The organism is Roseibacterium elongatum DSM 19469 (genome assembly GCF_000590925.1).
Lineage (GTDB): Bacteria > Pseudomonadota > Alphaproteobacteria > Rhodobacterales > Rhodobacteraceae > Roseibacterium > Roseibacterium elongatum.
The window spans coordinates 3,474,320-3,494,322 of sequence record NZ_CP004372.1; the positions used below are offsets into that span (position 1 = coordinate 3,474,320).

19 protein-coding genes, 1 tRNA gene and 1 pseudogene are annotated in these 20,003 nt (G+C 66.2%); 8 read left to right on the forward strand and 13 right to left on the reverse strand.

Going from position 1 to position 20,003, the window contains the following annotated elements:
* Positions 1-13: 13 nt before the first annotated feature.
* Genes ROSELON_RS18895 through ROSELON_RS16800 form a run of 6 tightly spaced genes read right to left on the reverse strand, consistent with a single transcriptional unit; the run spans position 14 to position 5,448 of the window.
* Positions 14-193 carry a hypothetical protein gene (locus tag ROSELON_RS18895; protein WP_245605377.1) on the reverse strand — a complete coding sequence of 60 codons (180 nt, stop codon included), beginning with the start codon at positions 191-193 and terminating at the stop codon, positions 14-16.
* Entirely contained in the window at positions 168-1,730 is a 1,563-nt protein-coding gene (locus ROSELON_RS16780; RefSeq protein WP_245605378.1) for a thiamine pyrophosphate-requiring protein, read from the reverse strand. Before ROSELON_RS16780 ends, ROSELON_RS18895 begins: the two co-directional genes overlap by 26 nt.
* On the reverse strand, positions 1,727-3,094 hold the full coding sequence (locus ROSELON_RS16785; RefSeq protein ID WP_025313444.1) for a TRAP transporter large permease: 1,368 nt from the start codon (positions 3,092-3,094) through the stop codon (positions 1,727-1,729). Before ROSELON_RS16785 ends, ROSELON_RS16780 begins: the two co-directional genes overlap by 4 nt.
* Positions 3,091-3,615, reverse strand: coding sequence for a TRAP transporter small permease (locus ROSELON_RS16790; protein WP_038650545.1), 525 nt, complete (start codon positions 3,613-3,615; stop codon positions 3,091-3,093). Before ROSELON_RS16790 ends, ROSELON_RS16785 begins: the two co-directional genes overlap by 4 nt.
* Positions 3,615-4,655 (reverse strand): TRAP transporter substrate-binding protein, encoded by a 1,041-nt coding sequence (locus ROSELON_RS16795; protein WP_025313446.1) that lies wholly within the window; start codon positions 4,653-4,655, stop codon positions 3,615-3,617. Before ROSELON_RS16795 ends, ROSELON_RS16790 begins: the two co-directional genes overlap by 1 nt.
* 37 nt (positions 4,656-4,692) lie before the next feature.
* Positions 4,693-5,448, reverse strand: a complete 756-nt coding sequence (locus tag ROSELON_RS16800; protein WP_025313447.1) for a GntR family transcriptional regulator — start codon at positions 5,446-5,448, stop codon at positions 4,693-4,695.
* A 505-nt stretch (positions 5,449-5,953) separates the two neighbouring features.
* Here ROSELON_RS16800 and pobA point away from each other — a divergent pair.
* The 4 genes from pobA to pcaG are packed head-to-tail and all read left to right on the forward strand — an operon-like array spanning position 5,954 to position 8,894.
* Positions 5,954-7,156 (forward strand): 4-hydroxybenzoate 3-monooxygenase, encoded by a 1,203-nt coding sequence (pobA, locus tag ROSELON_RS16805; protein ID WP_025313448.1) that lies wholly within the window; start codon positions 5,954-5,956, stop codon positions 7,154-7,156.
* Between the two features lie 10 nt (positions 7,157-7,166).
* A complete protein-coding gene (gene pcaC, locus ROSELON_RS16810) occupies positions 7,167-7,559 on the forward strand; it encodes a 4-carboxymuconolactone decarboxylase (protein WP_025313449.1) in 393 nt (130 codons plus the stop codon).
* Positions 7,549-8,274, forward strand: coding sequence for a protocatechuate 3,4-dioxygenase subunit beta (pcaH, locus tag ROSELON_RS16815; protein WP_025313450.1), 726 nt, complete (start codon positions 7,549-7,551; stop codon positions 8,272-8,274). Before pcaC ends, pcaH begins: the two co-directional genes overlap by 11 nt.
* Positions 8,274-8,894, forward strand: coding sequence for a protocatechuate 3,4-dioxygenase subunit alpha (gene pcaG / locus ROSELON_RS16820; protein WP_025313451.1), 621 nt, complete (start codon positions 8,274-8,276; stop codon positions 8,892-8,894). The genes pcaH and pcaG overlap by 1 nt, the downstream gene beginning before the upstream one ends.
* 5 nt (positions 8,895-8,899) lie before the next feature.
* Here the strand turns inward: pcaG and ROSELON_RS16825 are convergent, their stop codons facing one another.
* Positions 8,900-12,109, reverse strand: coding sequence for a 2Fe-2S iron-sulfur cluster-binding protein (locus ROSELON_RS16825; RefSeq protein WP_025313452.1), 3,210 nt, complete (start codon positions 12,107-12,109; stop codon positions 8,900-8,902).
* Positions 12,110-12,256: 147 nt separating this feature from the next.
* On the opposite strand from ROSELON_RS16825, the gene ROSELON_RS16830 reads away from it, so the two are divergent.
* Positions 12,257-12,331, forward strand: a tRNA-Gly gene (locus tag ROSELON_RS16830).
* Positions 12,332-12,567: 236 nt separating this feature from the next.
* On the opposite strand, the gene ubiG is transcribed toward ROSELON_RS16830, so the two are convergent.
* From ubiG to ROSELON_RS16850, 5 genes are all read right to left on the reverse strand, one after another.
* The gene (gene ubiG, locus ROSELON_RS16835; protein ID WP_038650550.1) at positions 12,568-13,278 is read right to left on the reverse strand and encodes a bifunctional 2-polyprenyl-6-hydroxyphenol methylase/3-demethylubiquinol 3-O-methyltransferase UbiG; all 711 of its coding nucleotides are present in this window, start codon (positions 13,276-13,278) and stop codon (positions 12,568-12,570) included.
* Complete coding sequence (locus ROSELON_RS16840) at positions 13,256-14,089, reverse strand: methyltransferase family protein (RefSeq protein ID WP_025313454.1); 834 nt, start codon at positions 14,087-14,089, stop codon at positions 13,256-13,258. The genes ubiG and ROSELON_RS16840 overlap by 23 nt, the downstream gene beginning before the upstream one ends.
* A gap of 61 nt (positions 14,090-14,150) precedes the next feature.
* Positions 14,151-14,816: an SOS response-associated peptidase gene (locus tag ROSELON_RS16845; RefSeq protein ID WP_025313455.1), complete on the reverse strand. Its 666-nt coding sequence runs from the start codon at positions 14,814-14,816 to the stop codon at positions 14,151-14,153.
* A 22-nt stretch (positions 14,817-14,838) separates the two neighbouring features.
* A complete protein-coding gene (locus tag ROSELON_RS18505) occupies positions 14,839-15,006 on the reverse strand; it encodes a hypothetical protein (RefSeq protein ID WP_198020774.1) in 168 nt (55 codons plus the stop codon).
* Between the two features lie 176 nt (positions 15,007-15,182).
* Positions 15,183-16,793 (reverse strand): bifunctional metallophosphatase/5'-nucleotidase, encoded by a 1,611-nt coding sequence (locus ROSELON_RS16850; RefSeq protein ID WP_025313456.1) that lies wholly within the window; start codon positions 16,791-16,793, stop codon positions 15,183-15,185.
* Positions 16,794-16,916: 123 nt separating this feature from the next.
* On the opposite strand from ROSELON_RS16850, the gene ROSELON_RS16855 reads away from it, so the two are divergent.
* From ROSELON_RS16855 to ROSELON_RS16865, 3 genes are read left to right on the forward strand one after another with little or no spacing between them, the layout of a single operon-like run.
* On the forward strand, positions 16,917-17,252 hold the full coding sequence (locus ROSELON_RS16855; RefSeq protein ID WP_025313457.1) for a DUF952 domain-containing protein: 336 nt from the start codon (positions 16,917-16,919) through the stop codon (positions 17,250-17,252).
* Positions 17,253-17,255: 3 nt separating this feature from the next.
* Positions 17,256-18,308 (forward strand): quinone-dependent dihydroorotate dehydrogenase, encoded by a 1,053-nt coding sequence (locus ROSELON_RS16860; protein ID WP_025313458.1) that lies wholly within the window; start codon positions 17,256-17,258, stop codon positions 18,306-18,308.
* On the forward strand, positions 18,299-18,640 hold the full coding sequence (locus tag ROSELON_RS16865) for an ArsC/Spx/MgsR family protein (protein WP_025313459.1): 342 nt from the start codon (positions 18,299-18,301) through the stop codon (positions 18,638-18,640). Before ROSELON_RS16860 ends, ROSELON_RS16865 begins: the two co-directional genes overlap by 10 nt.
* Before the next feature lie 39 nt (positions 18,641-18,679).
* Here ROSELON_RS16865 and ROSELON_RS16870 read toward each other — a convergent pair.
* Positions 18,680-19,994 (reverse strand): annotated as a pseudogene (locus tag ROSELON_RS16870) (MATE family efflux transporter).
* Between the last annotated feature and the right edge of the window lie 9 nt (positions 19,995-20,003).

Below are 20,003 nucleotides of genomic sequence, written 5' to 3' on the forward strand. Positions count from 1 at the left end.
CGAGCCGCGGGCGTCAGGCCGTATCGGGCTGCGTTGCGATATCCAGCAAGGCGAGGCGTCGCTCTTGGTCAATCGCGGTCAAGGCCGCGTCGATCGCGGCCGGCACCTCGTCGGCTAAGGTCACCCGCCGCGCCCATGCCCGGCTTGCCTGAGCCGTCTTGACGAAATCAGGAACGGGGCTGAGCGCGGTCAACGGCACGGTGTTGGCGCGCGCGGCATACCCGTCGGGGTAAAGCCCCCGGACCGAGGCGCGCACGGCCCCCCACTTCGGCATTGTTCAACACGATCACCAGGATGTTCAGGCCCAACGCTTCGGCGATCTGGTGGCACGCGGTCGGGTTGGCGAACATGTAGGACCCGTCGCCGATGGTCGCCACGACCGTCCGTTCGGGCGCGGCCAGCCTCGCCCCCATGGCGGCCGGAAACGACCAGCCCAGACCACCCGAATGGGGTTCCTGAAACCATGACCGATGACCGCGCCGCTCCAAAGGGCCCAGGATGGTGCCCAATTCGGAAAAGACGCTCGACGGACGGTCGGCCAAAGCCTCGGACAGGCAGTGACTGACCCAGGCCTTGCTGATGCCCCCGTCTCGTCCGGCCTGCGCCTGGGCGTGCCGGCCCGCCAGATCGGCCGCGGCGGCGGCCGCCACCTTCTGGCGCCGCGCCGACAGGGCCACATGGTCGGCCGGGGCCTGCCCCATCGCCGCGATCAGGGCCGGGATCGTCAGCGCCGTTTCCCCGGCAACCGCGAGGTCGCAGCGAAATGTCCGGGCGGGCGCCCGCGAGAACAGCGGATCGGGCCCGAGATGGATCACCTTCGCCTCTGGGCTCAGGCAGTGGCGGTCCGGCCACCATGGGGCGAGGCAATCGAGCACGACGACGACATCCGCCTCGGCCAGCCAGGGGCCAGGGTCCGGCCCGACATGGCACGGGTGGTCGGTGTCGAGCGCCAGATGCGTCGCCCACCACGAACAAACCGGGATACCCCAATCCGCCACCCAGTCGGCAAAGGCGGCAAAGCTGGCCGCATCCCCCGCGCCGCGTTGCGCGATGATCACCGGGCGCGCGGCCCCGGCCAGCATCTCGGCGGCGCGGGTTATCGCGGCCGGGTCCGGCGCTGCGCAGGCCGGCACCATCGATGGACCGCCCGCCAGGGTTTCGGGCGCGACGGGCTGGCACAGGACCTCGCGCGGGAGCGCGAGGTAAACCGGCCCCCTGGGGGTGGAACTGGCGATGGCATGCGCGCGATCCAGCAAGGGCGCGACCTGTTCGGGAAAGCGCAACTCGTAGTCCCACTTGACGCTTTCGCGCACCAGCGCTGTCTGGTCGAACATCTCCTGCCCCCAGCCGATGGGCACCGTGCGCGCGCCAAAGCGCCCCCCTTCGGTCACCGGGGTGCGGCCGGACATCAGCAGCATCGGCACGTGGTCGCAGGCGGCGTTGATCGCCCCGATGGCCCCGTTGGCGAGGCCCACATTGGTGTGCAGCATGACGGCCTGTGCCCGGCCACTCATCAGGTAGTGGCCATGCGCCATGCCCATCGCCGCATGTTCGTGCGGGATGGGAATGGCCTGGGGCAGCTCGACGCCCTTGGCGGCCGCCTCGGCCAGACCTTCGATGATCGGGGGAAAGTCGGTGCCCGAATTGGCAAAGACATACTCGACGCCCAGGGCCTTGAGCCGCTGGAAAATGGCGCCCCCCGCCGTCATGCCGCCCCGTTCTTTCGTCACGACAGCGACCTGATGAAGGCGGGCAGCCACAATACCAGCCCCGGAAACGCGATCAGCACGGCCACGCGCACCAGTTCCGCGGCGAAAAACGGCATCACGCCCTTGAAGGTGTCCCACATGGGCGTGTCCCGCGCCAAGGCCGAGATGACGAAGACATTCATGCCCACCGGCGGCGTGATCAGGCCCAGTTCGACCACGATCAACGCCAATATCCCGAACCAGATCTTCAGGTCTTCGGTGCTCATGCCAAAGCCGGTATTGTCGCCCATCGCGTAGAGCCCGCCGTTCATCTCGACCAGCACGGGCCAGAAGAACGGGATGACCAGCAGGATCATCGACAGCGAATCCATCAGGCAGCCCAACAGGATCAATGCCAAGAGCAGCAGGATAAGAACCGTCATCGGCTCCAGCCCCGAGGCCCCGATCCATTCCGCCGCGGCCTGGGGCATGCGGATGCGCGACATGAAGATCTTGACCAGTTCAGCCCCCAGCAGGATCAGGTAGATCATGCCTGTGGTGCTGGCCGTTTCCTTGAGGCTCTCCAGAAGCGCCCCCAGACCCAGCGACCGTCGCACAAGACCATAGAGCAGCACCAGCGCCACCCCGACCGCCGCCCCCGGCGTGGGATTGTAGAACCCCGCATAGATACCGCCCAGCACGATGGCGAAAATCCCCAGGACGGGCAGCATCCCCAGGGTGGCGGCGATGAACTCGGCCCGATCCGCCGCGCCGCCCTTGGGGCCGGCCTCGGGGCGGATCAGCACGACCAGCGCGATGGTGGCGATGAAGAAGATCACGGCCAGCGCGCCGGGGATCATCGCCGCCATGAACAGGGTGACGATGTTGGCCTCGACGATGATGGCGTAGATGATCAACACGACCGACGGCGGGATCAGGATGCCCAGCACCCCACCCGCGGCCAATGAGCCCGTCGCCAGCGAGCCCGCGTAATTGTAGCGCTTGAGTTCCGGCAGGGCGATCTTGCCCATGGTCGAGGCCGTCGCCAGAGACGAGCCCGAGACCGCCCCGAACCCCGCACAGCCGGCGATGGCGGCCATGGCGGTGCCGCCCCGCGCCCAGCCCAGCCACGCATTCGCCGCCCGGAACAGGGCCTGGCTCATGCCGGTCTTGGCGGCAATGGCCCCCATCAGCACGAACATCGGCACGACCGACAGGCCGTAATTCGAAAACTGCCCATAGGCCAGTGTCTTGAGCTGGTTCATCACGGTCATCGGACCGTTCATGACCATCGTGCCGATGCCGCCCACAAGGATCATGGCATAGGCGATGGGCATGCGCATCGCGATCAGCGCGACGAGGGCGGCAAGGCCGATCATCCCCAGCGTGATGGGATCGAGGCTCATGCTGAGTTGCCCCGCGACGGGGGCCGAAGGCTTTCGAGCAAGGTGATCGCAGAGGCCAGGACCAGCAGCACAAGCGACGGGATCGCGGCCAGATAGGCCCACCATGTCGGGATGCTAAGGATGGCCGTGACGTAGGAAAACTCACGCTGGCTGCCCATGCCCAGAAAGACCTGGCGCACCAGCAGGATCGAAAACAGCAAGGCGACGACCGAGGCCACCAGCGTGAAGATCGAGATGAGGCGCGGCCCGGCCCCCGAGGTGAAGATATCGGCCGAGACATTCGCGCCGGTCAGTTGGCAATAGGGCAGAAAGGCAAAGGCCGCGATGGCCACGCCCATCTGCGTCAGTTCGAAATCGCCGGGAAAGGGACGACCGATGATGCCGCCCAAAACGGTCAGGACGTTGACGGCGACGACGGCGAGGATGATCCCCCCGCCAAGGATCGCCCAGGCGGTGATCAAACGTTCCGCCGCACCGGTCCAACCGGTGCGGCGGGGTGTGTCGTGGATGGGGGTGTCCATCACATCTCGGCGTTTTCGGCGATCAGGCGGCGGGCCTCTTCGACCAGCGCGGCGCCATCAATCCCCTGCGTACCGAGCTCGTCGATCCAGCGCTGGACCACGGGCTGCAGCGCCTCTTCGAAGGCGGCGGTTTCGTCCTCGGTCAGGGTGACATGCGTATTGCCGGCCTCGACGGCCATGTTGATGCCGAAATCGTCGGTCCCTCGCCATATGCGGCCGACCTCGCCCCACCAGTCGCGGTTCGACGCCTCGCGGAAGGCGGCCTGAATATCCTCGGGCAGGCCGTTCCAGCGATCGGCATTCATCGACACTTGGAAGGTGGTCGTGCCGAACCGGGCCTCGTCATGGCCCTCGATCTGGTATTCGGTCTGCTCCTGGATGCGCAGCGGCGGGATGATCTCGAAGGGGATCAGCGCGCCGTCGACATTGCCGGTCTGCAGCGCCTGCGGCAGGTCGGGCACCGGCATCGCCACGGGCTGCGCGCCCAGTTGCTCGATGATCCAGGCCCCGGTGCGGGTCGGGATGCGCAAGCGCAGGCCTTCGAAATCCTCGGGCGTACGCACCTCGGTATCGACGGTATGCAGGGCCTGACCGGCATGCACATGCAGGAACATCACCTCGACGCCCTGGTAATCGGCCGACAGGTGGTCGTCGAACATGTCATAGAGCGCGAGGTTCGCGGCCACCGGATCGTTGAGGAAGACAAAGGGCAGTTCCATCACCTCGGATCGCGGAAACAGGCCCGGCGTGTAGCCATTGACCGTCCAGACCAGATCCACGACGCCGTCACGGGCCTGGCTGATCAGTTCCGGCGGCGCACCCCCCAGCGTCATGGCGGGGAAGATCTCGATCTCGACGCGGCCCTCCGACAGTTCCTCGACCCGCTCGGCCCAGGGGGCCAGCATCTGGCTATGGGCGGGGGCCTGGGCGCTTAGAAAATGATGCAGGCGAAACGTGTACTCCTGCGCCGATGCGGCCGAGACCGCCGCGACACTGATGCCGGCGGCCAGAAGACCCGCGGCCAATTTCGATGGGTTCATGGTTTTTTCCTCCCTGGTTGCAACCAATGTTCTGGTCTTATCCGCCTCCTACCCTCCCGGTATCGGAGACGAGTGACAAGCCCGGAACGGTATCCTGAACCGAACGGCGGGCATCGAGCACGGCCTTGAGGTTGGCATGCGCCAGGCGCGCGTGTTCGCGGCAGATGGCCTCGGCCCGGCTGCCTTCACGGGCCTCGATGGCCTGCAGGACCGCTCGGTGCTGCTCTTGCGCGCCAAAGAGCGACTGGCGGATTTCGGACATGGCCGCCTGCGCCTGCAAGAAGGCACTGGGCCGGGCCATCGGCAAGGCCGTGATGCGCTGATATTCCCGCATCACCATCTCGCTGCCGCACAGGCCGTTGACCAAGTCGTGAAAGCGGTCGTTCAACGCCGCATAGCGTTCGAAATCGACATCGGCGGCGCTTTGACCCAGGGCGATGTCGATCTCGTCGGCCACCGATCTGCAGGCGCGCAGATCGGCAACCGGCGCGCCGCGTTCGGCCGCGAGCCGTGCAGCGGTGCCTTCGATCACGCCGCGCAACTCGATAGCATCGACCACGTCGACGATGCTGAGCGCGCGCACCCGCACCCCGCCCGAGGGCACACGTTCGAGCAGACCTTCCTCGACAAGCTGCTGGATCGCCTGTCGCAGAGGTGTGCGCGAAATCCCCAGACGCGCCGACAAGGTCGGCTCGGACAGGCGCTGCCCCGGCGCGACCTCGCCACCGAGCACGATCGAGCGCAGCCCCATCAGGGCCTTGTGCGACTGCGCGTTGCGGGCCGCGTCTGCCATGATACTCCCTGTTTTTCCGGCGCTGCGGCATGGCGCAGAGCCGACCTCCCGTCAGGCGCATCCTGTATACACCCACGGCCGAGGATGACCGCGATTCGCAAGAAATCAACTGATTTTTCTTGATATGCATGGGGCGGGCCACACCATGGCAAAAAACTGTATACATCCTAGAGATCTGAAAAATATGAATAAACTTAGCTTCGATCAAAGTCCGCCAAGGGAAAACCACTGGACAGGCCGGGCCAATTCGCCCCCAATGCCCCGGCGAACACAGGCCGCACCGCGCATGGCCGTTCGGAGGGAGGGTCCGGGCGCAATATGGCGCGCGCAGCGTGGCGGCGCTGACGAAGGGAGGGGACGCACCGATGCCAACCGCTGCCAGTTTTTGCGCGCCTGCAAAGCGCGATGTCGATCAGCCGCGACCGGCGCGGGACCGGGTGCTGCCGCGCCGCGCGGCGCTGACGGGCAGCGTCCCGTCCGCCATGGGCGATGCCGGACCTGACAGATGGCAACCGAGGACACGACGCGCATGACGACCGGCAAGACCCAAGTGGCGATCATCGGCGGCGGTCCGTCGGGCCTGTTGCTGTCTCAGCTTTTGCATACCCGCGGTATCGACAGCGTCGTTCTGGAACGTCGGACCAAGGCCCATGTGCTTGGCCGCATCCGCGCGGGCGTGCTGGAACAGGGGTTGATCGCCCTGATGGACGAGGCCGGCTGCGCCGACCGGCTGCATGCCGAGGGGTTCGTCCATGACGGGGTGCAACTGTCCTTTGGCGAGGATCGCGTGCATATCAACATCGTCGAGGCCGCCGGCAAACCCGTGGTCGTCTATGGGCAGACCGAGGTGACCCGCGACCTCTATGCCGCGCGCGAGGCCGCCGGCGGGCGCCTGATCTTCGAGGCCGAGGATGTCGCGATCCACGACGCGACATCCGATGCCCCGTTCGTCACCTACACCCTTGGCGGCGACAGCCATCGCCTGGACTGTGATTTCGTCGCCGGGTGCGACGGGTTTCACGGCATCAGCCGCCAGACCATCCCCGCCAGCGCCCGGACCGAGTTCGAAAAACTGTATCCCTTCGGCTGGCTGGGCATCCTGTCGGAAACGCCCCCGGTTGTGCCCGAAATCCTCTATGCCAATTCGCCGCGCGGCTTTGCCTTGTGTTCGATGCGCAATGCCGCGCTCAGCCGCTACTACATTCAATGTCCCCTGACCGACCGGGTCGAGGATTGGAGCGACGACGCCTTTTGGGACGAGTTCAGACGCCGCATCCCATCGGATGTCGCCGCCGATCTGGTCACCGGCCCATCCATCGAGAAATCCATCGCACCGCTGCGATCCTTCGTCTGCGAGCCGATGCAGTGGGGGCGGCTGTTCCTGTGCGGGGACGCGGCCCATATCGTGCCGCCCACCGGCGCCAAGGGGCTGAACACCGCCGCGTCCGACGTGCATTACCTGTTCCATGCACTTTCCGAGTATTACCAGACCGGCGACAGCGCCGGGATCGAGGGCTATTCCGATCAAGCCCTTGCGCGGGTCTGGAAAACGCAGCGCTTTTCGTGGTGGCTGACCTCGCTGATGCACCGCACCCCCGAAATGTCGGACTTCGAAGAGCGCATGCAGGTGGCCGAGATCGCCTTTCTCCGCGAAAATCACGCCGCGCAAACCGCCATGGCGCAGAACTATGTTGGCCTGCCCTATTGAAGGACGACAGATGAGCAACCGCTACGACGCAGGCATGAAGACGCGGCGCGAGGTTCTGGGCGATGCCCATGTCGACCGCGCCGAGGCCGCGAAATCCGTCTTTGACCAACCCTTCCAGGACATGATCACCGAAGGGGCCTGGGGCACTCTTTGGGCCGACGACACGATCAGCCGCCGGGATCGGTCGCTGCTGACGCTGGCCCTGTTGGCGGCAACCGGCAATTTCGCGGAAATCCCGATGCATGTGCGCGCCACCGCCCGGACCGGGGCCACCCCGCCCGAGATCATGCAGGCGTTTTTGCATGTCGCGGTCTATGCGGGCGTGCCGGCGGCCAACCATGCGATCAAGCTGGCCAAGGAAACATTGGCCGAGATGGAAGAGGAAGACCGCCATGCCCCATGACGCCGAATACATTCAGCGCGACCGTACCTGGCACCCCCCGGCTCTTTCCCCCGCCTACAAGACCAGCGTGTCACGCTCGCCCCGCCTGCCGCTGATCAGTATCGAACAGACCGTGTCGGAAATCACCGGGCCGCGTTTCGGTCATGGCGATATCGGCGCTTTGGATCATGATTTGCTCAAGAATTACGCCACCACCGGCGACCCAGTGGGCGAGCGGATCATCGTGCATGGCCGCGTTCTGGATCAAGAGGGGCGGCCGGTGCCCGAAACGCTGGTCGAGGTCTGGCAGGCCAATGCCGGCGGGCGCTATCGCCACCGCAAGGACACGTATTTCGCCCCGATCGACCCGAATTTCGGCGGCTGCGGGCGGACGATCACCGATGAAAACGGTTCCTACTTTTTCCGCACCGTCAAACCCGGCGCCTATCCCTGGCGCAACAGCATCAACGACTGGCGACCGGCGCATATCCATGTCTCGGTCTTTGGCCGGGCCTTTTGCCAACGGCTGATCACGCAACTCTATTTCGAGGGGGATCCGCTGATCCCGCGTTGCCCCATCGCGCAATCCATCGCCGATCCGGTGGCCATCGACATGCTGACGGCCAAGCTGGACATGGGCGCGGCCATCCCGCTCGACAGCCTTGCCTATCGCTTCGACATCGTGCTGCGCGGGCGGCGATCCACCCTGTTCGAAAACCGGCTGGAGGGGAACTGATGGCCAACGATCCGACATTGCTGCGCGAAACCCCGTCGCAGACCGCCGGCCCTTATGTCCATATCGGCCTTGCGCCGGGGGCGGCGGGTTTCGACATCTACGAGCATGAACTGAGCTGGGACATCGCCGGACCAAATGCTGCGGGCGAGCGCATCCGCGTCGAAGGGCTGGTGATCGACGCCATGGGCAGCCCGGTCAAGGATGTGCTGCTCGAGGCGTGGCAGGCCAACGCGGCCGGGCACTATCCCCACCCCGAGGGCGGCGGCGAGGTCGAAGACGGGTTTCGCGGCTGGGGCCGTGTCATCACCGATTTCGAGACCGGCGAATGGGGCTTTGACACGGTAAAACCGGGCCCGGTGCGTGGCCGGAACGGCACGATGCAGGCCCCCCATATCAGCTTGTGGATCGTTGCGCGCGGGATCAACCTGGGCCTCAACACGCGGCTCTATTTTTCGGACGAGGCCGAGGCGAATGCGAGCGACCCTGTCCTGAACGGGATCGAGTGGGAAAACCGCCGCGCCACCCTCATCGCGGAACGGGGCACGCGCGACGGGCAGACCGTGTATCGCTTCAACATCCGCCTGCAAGGCGATGATGAAACGGTGTTTTTCGACATCTGAAGCCGCTACAGCTCGACCTCGATCACAGAATTGGGTTCGACCGCACGCGACTGGCACAGGATGATCGTATCCCTGCGCTGCGCCTTGGACAGCACCCAGTCGCGGTGTTCGACCGCACCCGAGATCAGGCGGCATTTGCACACGCCGCAGATGCCGTCAGAGCATTTCACATCCACTTGCACCCCGTTTTCGGCCAGCACATCCGTGGCCGATTTCTCGGGCGGGACGGCGAACTCACGCCCGTCCGACAGGCGCAAGGTGAAGGGGTGGTTTTCGTATTCCGGCACCTCGGGGACCGAGAAGTATTCCAGATGCCGCGCCTCGTCGGGGAATCCCGCCGTCTCGGCCGCCGCGATGACACTGTCCATGTAGCGATCCGGGCCGCAGGTATAGACGTGCCAGCCGGGGCGGTAGCCGCGCAGGATCGCCTCGAGGTCGGCGCGCGTGCCCTCGTCACTGATATGCAGATGCACCCGGTCGGCCCAAGGCATCGCGGCCAGATCCGCCAAGTAAGCCGCGCGATCCCGGCTGGGGACCGAGTAATGCAGCGCGAAATCGCGTCCCAAGGTGTGCAGGCGATGGGCAAAGGCGATCATCGGTGTCACCCCGATGCCACCGGCCATCAACAAGGTCTTTTCAGCATCCTCGACCAGGTCGAAATGGTTGATCGGTTTCGAAATGAAGACCTTGCGTCCCTCGGTAAAGATGCGATGCATGAGTTTCGACCCACCCCGCCCCGCCTCCTCGCGCAGCACGCCGATTTCATAGCGCGTGCGATCCGCCGGGTCACCGGACATGGAATACTGGCGCAGGAACTCGGGCGCGACGACGATGTCGAGATGCGCGCCCGCCGTCCATTCCGGCAGATCACCTCCATCCAGCGCGCGAAATTCGTATTTCGTGATGTCCTCGGTCATCTGCTCTGTGCGGGCAACCTCGACCCGCAGCACGGGCGCGTCGCCCGGCACGTGATAAGCATGCAAATGATCCGTCTCGCCGCGCGACAGCTTCAGCTTGTACTCCTCCGCCGTGACCAAGGCCTGAAACGCCGCGATCCCGGCCTCGCGATCCATCGGAAAGGGATAGGGCCACGGCCATGGCGCAAGGTTGGCCGGGTAGACGGCCATGGTCTGATCCTCGGGCCGCAGGTCGAGATCGCGCTGCAACCCACGCCGGTTGACCGGGTGGCGCGTGGGCCGATAGGCGCCATCCTCCTGCAACTCGATATCCCACCACCATTTCTTGGTGTCATTCAGGCCGCCGCGCCCAAGTGCGTCGTCCAGTTTCGCCAAGGGCCGGGCCAGCGCCGGAATATTGGACGCCGCCCAGCGAAACGGCGCCTCGGCGAACAGTCCCTCGAGGTTCCAGGGGCAGGTCTTCATGCAGCGCCCGCACATCGCGCCGCCCTCGGTCGTGATGCGGTAGGTGGCACATTTCTGGCTGTCGGATTTCCAGATCTCGTAACCGTTGAACATCAACTTCGGGCCGGCCGTGATCGCCCCCGAGGGGCATTCGCGGGCGCATTTGTTGCAGGCCTCGCAAAACGCCTGAAGGCCGAAATCGATCGGCGCGTCATGGGCGATGGGCATATCGGTCGTCACGACGCCCGATTTCAGGCGCGGCCCAAGGTAGGGGTTCAGGATCACCTCGCCGATGCGGCTGACCTCGCCCAACCCCGACAACAGCAAAAGCGGCGGCTGCAACACCTCGCCATCCATGACCGTGTGGGCCTTGGCGGAATAGCCCAGGTTTCGGATCTGCTGTGCGATGACACCCCCCAGCAGGGAAAAGCGCAGATAGGCGCGCATCGACTGCGCGACGCTGATCCAGTCATCGCCCGAGGCGCCCTCCATCGTTTCATAGCCCTGATCGATGATCATGCTGATGGCCTGATCGTGGGCCGGGTCGATCGGCGCGCCTGTCGCGTCATGGGAATACCATGTCCAGTCCGGGCAGCGCGACAGGCCCACCGCATCGACCCCGAGGAAATGGCTGGCGGCCTTGAGGTTCTGCGCATTGCGCACCGCGTCCGTCGGGCGCGCGCCCGCGGGGTTTGGCGCACCGTCCTGCAACAACACGAACGCCCCCAAGGCGCGACGCTGCGCCGAGGAGGGGGCCGATTTTCGCGCGTAATGCCCGCCCTTGGCCCCGTCCTGCACCGTTTTGCCCATGTCGCCGAACTGCGCGCGGGCGAACATGTCGGTGCGCTTGGGCACGCGGGGCACGCGGGCTTCGTCGATATGGGTGGTCGGGGCGTCCACGCGCCGCAACCGTTCGAACGGGTGTGCGCCCTGCACGAAACCACGCCTGGCAAACGGGTCGCGAGTGAGCGCGGATCTGGCGGCACGGGTTCCCAGCCACCAGGCCGGGCCCCTTGTTTCCGCCCAGGGCTGCTGCGCCCAAGGGGCGAGGGGCGCATCAACCTGCAGATCCAGGGTTGTCGTCACGGCGGCAAGGCCGAACCCGGCCCCGATCCAGGGCGCGCTCAGTTCTCCGTCCTCGACCGTGGTCAGACCTGCGGCCACCGCCAGACGGTTCAGGCAGACATCGCTGGCAGTGGCCGAGTGGCTTTTTGCATCCCACCCCAACAGCCGAATGTAGGTTGCAATGACACAAGCGGTCTCATTGGCCCGCATCGCCGCGCTGTGGCGTTCGGCCCCGGCCAGCCACTCGGTGCCCGGCTCGTCGCGGCGGGGGGGACGCGGGGCCTGGTACAGGAAGACGATGGCATGGCTGTGCCCGCCGATCCCCGAGGCGGGCGCCTCCATCGACTCCTTGAGGTCGGCCATGATCACATCGATCCCGGAGGCCAGCGTCTTGGTCTGGCGGCGGCGCAGGTCGCGGGCCAGACGATCAATGGCGGGGTTGGCGATCGGCTCGGGCAACTGCGCGCTGTCGGGCAGGCGGCAGATGCCCACCATGGCGGCATCGTTGAAATAGCCGAAGGCCTTGATGTGATCGGCCCGGGCGGCCGGATCGTCGGGGATCGTGGCGCGGGCCTTGTTGACGAACCCGTCGCGGATCGCATCCAGCATGGCCTGATGCCCCGCCATCGCGTTGACCAGCGCCTCGGGCCGCTCGGGGCAGTCGAAAGGCAGGCCGCACATGGTCGGCACCTGCGACAGATCGACGGCAACGAGGCGACGCAGCCGCTCGGTCGGGTAGGGGCCCAGATGAACCGGCCGGTTCCTGTTCGAGAAAAAACGCAGCCCCATCACACCTGCCCCACCGCCTGTCAGGAGACCACGTTAGGACAGACCCCGCCGCACCGCCAGAGACCAGGCGCACGCGCTCGGCATAGGGTCCGAGCGATCGGGTCGGCTTGACGCGGCACCGGCCATCGCATAGATCACCCGTGCTGAGCGGGCGTCGTATACTGGCTATTACCTCAGCCTTCCAAGCTGATGAAGCGGGTTCGATTCCCGCCGCCCGCTCCAACCGCACCCCCATCTCACGGCAGACCGCATGCGGCTGCGCCGGCGGCGCAGTTCTGTGTCAGGTCGGGCCGGATCGCAGAGCGCCACCGAATTGCACGGGAATCGCCCTTTTCTTGCCGTGGCGGTCCGTCATCGTCATGTGTGCGGGCGACGTGGTGCCCTCCCTGCCGCGCGGTCCACTCTCTCCGAAAGACGACTGGCCGCATCCCCGGATGCGGCTTTCTTTTTCGGGGCGCTCAACCGGGGCGTCGCGCCACGCCCATGTAGATGATCCCCCGAAAGGGCAGCGGCCCAAAGCGCATGTCGCCATTGAGCCCGATGCCGCGCGGTCCCAGCCCCGTCATCGGGCCGACAACAAGGCCCGCCCCGGTCATGGCGCGATGCAGGTCGCCCGGCCGGATGAACAAGTCGGGGTCATGCGTGCCCTTCGGCAAAAGGCGCAGAACATCCTCGGCCATTGTGATGACGGCCAGACGCGCCAGCAGATTGCGATTGATCGTGTCGAACATGAACAGGCCGCCGGGGCGCAGGACGCGCGCCACCTCGGCCATGACACGGTTCAGGTCTGCGACATGCTCCAGCACATCCACGCAGACCACGGCGTCGAAGCTTTGATCGCCATAGGGCAGCGCCTCGCCCACGCCGACGTCATAGGCGATGGCGCGCCCGGTCGCGTCGGCATGGGCGCGGGCGGCGGCGATGGCCCCCTCGGCCGGGTCGATGCCGGTCACCTTCGCCCCGCGCGCGTCGAGCGCTTCGGCCATGAACCCACCCGCACAGCCCAGATCGAGCACCGTCTGGCCGGACCAGTCGATATGCCGATCGAACCACGCCAGGCGCCCCGGCACCATCGCCTTGAGCGTCCGCACCCAACGGACCCTGTCCGACCACCAATCGTCGGCGGCCGCGTCATAGATGCTCAGGTCATTGCGCAGAGGACGGTTCATCGGGGGACCTTTCGGATCGGGCAAATCGCGGTACCATGTAGGGCGTTCGGGCTGCATAGCGATCAAAGCGCGCGCCATAGCGGGCGCGAAAGCGGCGCTCTTTGAGAACGGGTGCGGCGACACAGTATGTGGTCAGGCTCAGGGCAAGCAGCAGTTGATCCGGGGTCCAGACCGGCACCAGCCAGGTGGTCAGCGCAAAGGCCAGGTAGATCGGCTGCCGGATCACCCGGAAAGTGCCGGTCTTGGGCATGTCGGGAAAACGCGGGCGGCGGTCGGCCATCAGGCTCATCCAGCCCAGCGCGCCCGATTGCACCTCGGCCCCGGCATCCCAGCTGGCCTTGACCAGGAACAGCCAACTTGCCCCGTAGCCAAGCAAGATCAGCCAAAGGGCCATGCCTTCGGCCCGCCACCAGATGATGCCCGATGGGGTCCAGAAGGCAAACAGCACGAAGAGTTGGACCGAGGCGATGATCGCATATGTCGTCGTGGCCAAGGTGCCGCCATGCGCCCCCAAACGCGACAGCAGCCGCCCGCCCCGGCGCGTCAGCAACAGGCTGTGAACAATGGGAAACTGCAGCACCAGCGCCGCATTGGCCAGCGCCGCCCAGGGCCACGGGACGCGGCCAAGGCTCTCGCTCATGCCGAAGGCCATGGCAAGGATCATGGCCAGGACGGCGGCGGCGAACACGGCGTGGCACAGCACACCGAGTGCAAGCGCGAGCGCGATGCGCCCCAACCCCGGCGGAGGGGCAAGCGCGCCGCGAAGCAACGCCCAGATGCGGGCAAAATGCGTGTCCTGTGGGTCAGTCATGGGGCGGAGATAGGCGCGGATGCGGCCCCGGCCAGCGGTCGGGCATCGTGCCGCACGCGGCTCAGGCCGCCAGCGGCTCGATCAACTCGGGGCCACTGGCGCGGTTGGAATTGACGCGCGGATCGACGCGCCAACGGCGATAGCGCCCCTCGGGGGCGGGCTTCATCAACAGGGCCGCGCCCTTGCCCTCTTCGCCCAGCCACTTGGCCCACTCCTCGGGTGCCAGGCTGACCGGCTCGCGGTGGTGGGTCTCGGCCATCCAGTCCCCTGCGGCACAGGTGACGATGGCACAGGTGGTCAGGGGCGTTTCACCGCGATCCCAGATCTGCCAGATCCCTGCAAAGACCAGCGGCGCCCCGTCGGGCGTGGTGAAATACCACGGCAGGCGGTTGCCCGCGGCATCCTTGGTCCATTCGTAAAAGCCGGTGGCGGGCACGAGACAGCGCCGCTCGCGGCAGGCGGCGCGAAAGGCCGGTTTCTCGGCGATGGTTTCGGCACGGGCATTGATCAAGAGCGGGCCGTCGGTGGGGCTTTTGTACCAATGGGGCAGAAAGCCCCAGCGCATCGGGCGATAGCGCCGCCCCTGCCCGTCCGAGGTGACCACGCCCACGCCTTGCGTCGGACAGATGTTGTAGCGCGGCCCCTGCGGCAGATCATTGGACGGCGCGGCCTGAAACAGCCGCGCCATCGCGTCGTCGGGATGGGTCATGGTCATGCGCCCGCACATGGGCGCAAGCCTAGCCCCTCGCTCAGGCGCCGTAAACGGCAGCGCGGGCAATGCGCCGGGCGTCGCCCGGATAAATGCCCAAGTCTTCGATCCCGCGGGCGGGCTCGATGCGCGACAACTCTGCCACTGTCCGACGATACGCGGCGCGTTTCTCGACGGCGGAGCAGATACGGGCGAGGATCGAGGTCATGTCGAAGCTCCTTTCCTTGGCTGGATGTCTCTCGTCTCGACCCGCAATATGATAGCGCTAACCACGCATTCAATCGCCGCTGCGCCATAGCCGTCTTGCATTTTCTGCAACGCAGCAAAAAGGCCGGCGCGCAGATGCACACCGGCCTGATTTCATTCGGTTTTCGAAGCCGTGGCTCAGTTGGCCTCGGCGATGCGGCCGTCGGTGTAGGGCGTGTAGGGCGTGATTTCGCTGAAATAATCCGCCAGCACCTGGGCCACGTCCGGTCCGAAATCATAGGCATTCATGCCGTTGTCGCGGAACATCGCATAGCCGTCACCGCCATTGCGCAGAAAGCTGTTGGACACGACACTGTAGGTCGCTTCGGGGTCCAGTGCGGTCCAGGTTCCGTCCATGTCGACCTCCACCGAGGTGACCCGGCTGCCCGGGTCAGCGGCCGGATCCCAGGTGAAGCGCAGGCCGGCGACCTGCGGGAAACGCCCCGCACCGTCTGCGACCTGGCTGACGCCGTTTTCGAGCGCGGCCAGGACATCCGCACCGGCCAAGTCGAATGTCGCCAAAGTGTTCTGGAACGGAAGCACGGTGAACACCTCTCCCATCGTGACCTCGCCGCTATCGATGGAGGCCCGCAAACCGCCGCCATTGTAGATGGCGATCTGGGCGCCCTGCCCCGCAACACGATCGAGAATCGCATCTGCCACGAGGTTGCCCATCGGGCATTCCACGGCGCGACAGACCGAGCGGTCGCCCTCGATGAACTCGGTGGTCTCGCCAACCACCTCGCCCATCATTTCCTCGATCGGGCCGGCCAGCTCCGCGACCCGCGCCGCGATATCGGCATCCGGCGTCACCGAGGCGTCGAGCAACATCGTGTTGCCGTCGGCATAGACGACATTGCCCGCGTCATCGAAGGTCACGGTCAGGTGGCCAAGGTATTTGCCGAAAGACATGGCCTGCACAACCGGCACCATCACGCCGTCGGGGTTCGAGATCCAGGTCGGATAGGGACCGTCGCGATCGGGATCGTCGGCCGAGAGGTAGGTGTGCGAATGTCCGCCCACGATGACGTCGATCCCCGTCGTCGCCTCGGCAATCCGGATATCGTCGGGCAGGCCGACATGGGTCAACGCGATGATGATGTCGACGCCCGCCTCGGTCAGCGTGTCGGCATCTTCCTGCAGCGACGCGATCTCGTCGGCAAAGACCACATCGGGGCCGGGCGACGAGATCTCCATCGTGTCGCGGGTCACGGCCGAGATGATCCCGACCTGCACGCCGTTCACGTCCAGCACCACCGTGTCGTCGACGCGGCCGTTCAGGGCCGGCTGCGCGCTGACGTCGAGGTTGCCGCCGACGACCGGAAAGCTGACCTCGTCGAGAAGCGGAAGGATGCCCTCGGGCCCGTTGTTGAACTCGTGGTTGCCCAGTGCCATCACGTCAAAGCCGATGGCCTCCATGAACTCGCCCGCCGCGGCGCCGTCATAGGTGGTGAAGAACAGGCTGCCCTGATACTGGTCTCCGGCATCGAGGACGATGACGTTTTCGCCGTCGGCCGTCAGTTCGTCGCGCAGCGTGTTGATCGCGGTGCCGATCCGCGCCACCCCGCCAAAACATTCGCCCGCGGCGTCATCCTCGGCCGGGCAGGTCGAGTTGAAGCGGTTGATCGGCTGGATGCGGCTGTGAAGATCGTTGATATGCAGGATGTGCAGCGTGGTTTCGGCCGCGACCGGCGCGGCCAGGCCAAGGCCCGCCATCATCGCCGTCGTGCCCATGATCCGAGCAAGCATTGGAAACTCCCGTTTTTCGTTGGACGCCCACCAGATTGGCGAGGTGCAGGGATCAAGTAAAGCGGCAAGTTGACGGTCGCGTGACACTTGACGCGAGGACGCGAACGCGCCACTCCCCGCGCCATGCATATCTACAAGATCCTGCGGCCTGCCGAATGGGCCGAGCTAGACGAACAGGGCGAAACCGCCGGCGCGCCGATCGACGTGGCCGATGGGTTCATCCATTTCTCGACAGCCGAGCAGACGCCCGAGACCGCCGCCAGGCATTTCGCCGGTGAAGAGGGCCTCGTGATCGCGGCCTTCGACGCCGAGGCGATGGGCGAGGCGCTGAAATGGGAAGTGTCGCGCGGCGGCGCGCTGTTCCCGCATCTTTACGGTCCGCTGCGCCGGTCCGACGTGATCTGGCATGGCCCGCTGCCGCTGGTCGATGGCGTCCACGTACTTCCAAGGAACATGTAGGCGATGTGGGAACGCTTCGGATTGTCGGTGATGCAACGCATGGACCCCGAGCGTGCCCATGCCCTCGCCATCACCGCGCTGAAAACCGGCTTGCTGCCGCTTGGCGGCCCGGTCACCTCGCCCCGGCTGGCGACGACGCTGGCCGGACTGGCCCTGCCCAACCCCGTTGGTCTTGCCGCAGGCTTTGACAAGAACGCCGAGGCCGTCCCTGCCCTGTCGCGGGCGGGTTTCGGGTTTCTCGAGGTTGGCGCCGCCACCCCGCACGCCCAGCCCGGCAATGAAAAACCGCGTCTGTTCCGCCTGAGCGAGGATGCCGCCGCGATCAATCGCTTCGGGTTCAACAACGAGGGGATGGAGGCGATCTGCGGCCGCCTGGCCGAGGCCCCGCGGCAGGTGCCGGTCGGTCTGAACCTCGGCGCGAACAAGGACAGCGCGGACCGCGCCGGCGATTTCGCCCGCGTGCTGGCCCATTGCGGCCCTCATCTGGATTTCGCGACGGTCAATGTCTCGTCGCCGAACACCGAACGCCTGCGCGATCTGCAGGGCCGCGCGGCGCTGGAGGGTCTGCTTTCAGGCGTCATGCAGGCCAATGCCGATCTGGTCCGCCCCCTGCCCGTCTTTCTCAAGATCGCGCCGGACCTGTCCGATGACGAGCTTGCCGAGATTGCCGAGGTCGCTTTGGCGCAACGGCTTGCCGGGATCATCGCCACGAATACCACCCTGTCCCGCGACGGGCTGACAGGCCCCCACCGGGGCGAGACCGGCGGGTTGTCGGGCCAGCCCCTGTTCGAGAAAAGCACGCGGGTTCTGGCGCGGCTCTACCAGTTGACCGACGGCCGCCTGCCCCTGATCGGCGTGGGTGGTGTCGGCAGCGTGGATCAGGCTTGGGACAAGCTGCGCGCCGGGGCCAGCGCGGTGCAGCTTTACACGGCGCTTGTCTATGGCGGTCTTTCGCTGGCATCCCGCATCGCCGAGGGGCTGGACGAGAAACTGAAAAAGGCCGGGGCCAGCTCGGTCACCGAGGTCACCGGCACGGGGGTGGACGCATGGATTTGACCCTTTGGCACAACCCGCGCTGCTCGAAATCACGCGAAGCCGGAAAACTGCTGGCGGACCGGGGCGTGGCCCATGCCATCCGCCTCTACCTGAAGGAGCCGCCCAGCGCCGAAGAGGTGATGGGGCTGGCAAATCGCATCGGCAGGCCCGTGTCCGAAATCGTGCGGACCAAGGAAAAGGCCTATCGCGCGCTGGGGCTGGCCGCAGCCGATGACGCGGCGCTGGCCATGGCGATTTCCGAGACCCCCGTCTTGCTGGAACGCCCGATTCTCGATGACGGGAGACGCGCCGTCATTGGCCGGCCGCCCGAGGATATCCTGACGCTGAACTGAGGCCGCATTTTCTTTCACGGAAGAAAATGCCACCCCGGCTCACCCCGCCGCACGTTCCAGCGCCGGATAACGCAAGGCCAGCGTCACGCCGCGCAGAACGAACATGCCCAGCATCGCGGCCCATAGACCGTGATTGCCCATCAGCGGCATCAGCGCCGCCGCCAGGGCGACATAACCCAGGAAACTGACCACCATCATGTTGCGCATGTCGCGCGTGCGGGTGGCGCCGATGAAAATGCCATCCAGCATCCACGCCCCGACGCCCAGGATGGGGGCGGCCACCATCCAGGGCAGGAAACGCCGCGCCTCCTGCTGCACCTCGGGCGCGGTGGTCATGGTGTCGATCACCCACGGTCCGCCCACCCAAAAGGCCACCGCCATGGCAATGCAGATCGCCAACCCCCAGCCGCTGGTCAGGATCGACGCGCGCCGCACCCGCAGCGCTGCGCGGGCGCCCATGGCCTGCCCCACGAGGCTTTCGGCGGCAAAGGCGAAGCCGTCCAGCGCATGCGCCGTGACATGCAGGAACTGGATGAGGATCTGGTTGGCGGCCAGCGTGATGTCGCCGAAATCGGCCCCGAGGAACATGAAGGACGTGAACGCCGCCAACAGCAGTACCGAGCGGATCAGGATGTCGGTGTTCACCAGCGCCATGTGTTTCAGCTTGACCACGTCCAGCACCCGCGCCCAGTCGCGCCAGGCCGGCACGCGAAACGCCCCGCGACACAGCCACAGGCCCAGGGCAAGGCCGCTCCATTCCGCGATGAATGTCGCCAGCGCCACCCCCTCGATCCCCATGCCGAGGCCAAGGACAAAAGCCACCGACATGACGATGTTGAACCCGTTCATCCAAAGCTGGATGGCCAGAACGCCGGCCGTGCGTTCCTGGGCGATCAACCAACCCAGAATGCCGTAGATCGCGATGGCCGCCGGGGCCGAGAAGATGCGGATCGACATGTAAAGGCGCGCCAGCTCCTCGACCTCGGCGCTGGCGGGCGAGAGCTGGAACGCGGCCCAGAAGAGAGGGACCTGCACCAGGATCAGCAGCAGGCCCCGCCCCGCCCCCGATCATCAGCACCCGCGTCAACAGTGCCGCCACCTCGGCATCGTCGCGCGCGCCCACGGCCTGTGCGGCCAGGCCGACCGTGCCCATGCGCAGAAAGCCGAAGATCCAGTAGATCGATGTCAGGATCACTGCGCCGATGCCGACCGCGCCGATCGGGGCCGGATCGCCCAGTTGCCCTACGACGCCCGTATCGACCACGCCCAGCAACGGCACCGTCGCATTCGACAGGACCACCGGCACGGCGATCTTGAGCACACGGGCATGCGACAGCGCGGGCGGATCGGCCACAGCCCCCGA

Excerpts from the sequence above, each read along its gene's own strand:
- ROSELON_RS16785 (WP_025313444.1), bottom strand. The coding sequence starts at position 3,094 with ATGAGCCTCGATCCCATCACGCTGGGGATGATCGGCCTTGCCGCCCTC.
- pcaG (WP_025313451.1), top strand. The coding sequence starts at position 8,274 with ATGGCCAACGATCCGACATTGCTGCGCGAAACCCCGTCGCAGACCGCC.
- ROSELON_RS16860 (WP_025313458.1), top strand. The coding sequence starts at position 17,256 with ATGTGGGAACGCTTCGGATTGTCGGTGATGCAACGCATGGACCCCGAG.
- ROSELON_RS16825 (WP_025313452.1), bottom strand. The coding sequence starts at position 12,109 with ATGGGGCTGCGTTTTTTCTCGAACAGGAACCGGCCGGTTCATCTGGGC.
- pcaH (WP_025313450.1), top strand. The coding sequence starts at position 7,549 with ATGCCCCATGACGCCGAATACATTCAGCGCGACCGTACCTGGCACCCC.
- ROSELON_RS16845 (WP_025313455.1), bottom strand. The coding sequence starts at position 14,816 with ATGTGCGGGCGCATGACCATGACCCATCCCGACGACGCGATGGCGCGG.
- pobA (WP_025313448.1), top strand. The coding sequence starts at position 5,954 with ATGGCAACCGAGGACACGACGCGCATGACGACCGGCAAGACCCAAGTG.
- ROSELON_RS16795 (WP_025313446.1), bottom strand. The coding sequence starts at position 4,655 with ATGAACCCATCGAAATTGGCCGCGGGTCTTCTGGCCGCCGGCATCAGT.
- ROSELON_RS18505 (WP_198020774.1), bottom strand. The coding sequence starts at position 15,006 with ATGACCTCGATCCTCGCCCGTATCTGCTCCGCCGTCGAGAAACGCGCC.
- ROSELON_RS16790 (WP_038650545.1), bottom strand. The coding sequence starts at position 3,615 with ATGGACACCCCCATCCACGACACACCCCGCCGCACCGGTTGGACCGGT.
- ROSELON_RS16855 (WP_025313457.1), top strand. The coding sequence starts at position 16,917 with ATGCATATCTACAAGATCCTGCGGCCTGCCGAATGGGCCGAGCTAGAC.
- pcaC (WP_025313449.1), top strand. The coding sequence starts at position 7,167 with ATGAGCAACCGCTACGACGCAGGCATGAAGACGCGGCGCGAGGTTCTG.
- ubiG (WP_038650550.1), bottom strand. The coding sequence starts at position 13,278 with ATGAACCGTCCTCTGCGCAATGACCTGAGCATCTATGACGCGGCCGCC.
- ROSELON_RS16840 (WP_025313454.1), bottom strand. The coding sequence starts at position 14,089 with ATGACTGACCCACAGGACACGCATTTTGCCCGCATCTGGGCGTTGCTT.
- ROSELON_RS16800 (WP_025313447.1), bottom strand. The coding sequence starts at position 5,448 with ATGGCAGACGCGGCCCGCAACGCGCAGTCGCACAAGGCCCTGATGGGG.
- ROSELON_RS16865 (WP_025313459.1), top strand. The coding sequence starts at position 18,299 with ATGGATTTGACCCTTTGGCACAACCCGCGCTGCTCGAAATCACGCGAA.
- ROSELON_RS16850 (WP_025313456.1), bottom strand. The coding sequence starts at position 16,793 with ATGCTTGCTCGGATCATGGGCACGACGGCGATGATGGCGGGCCTTGGC.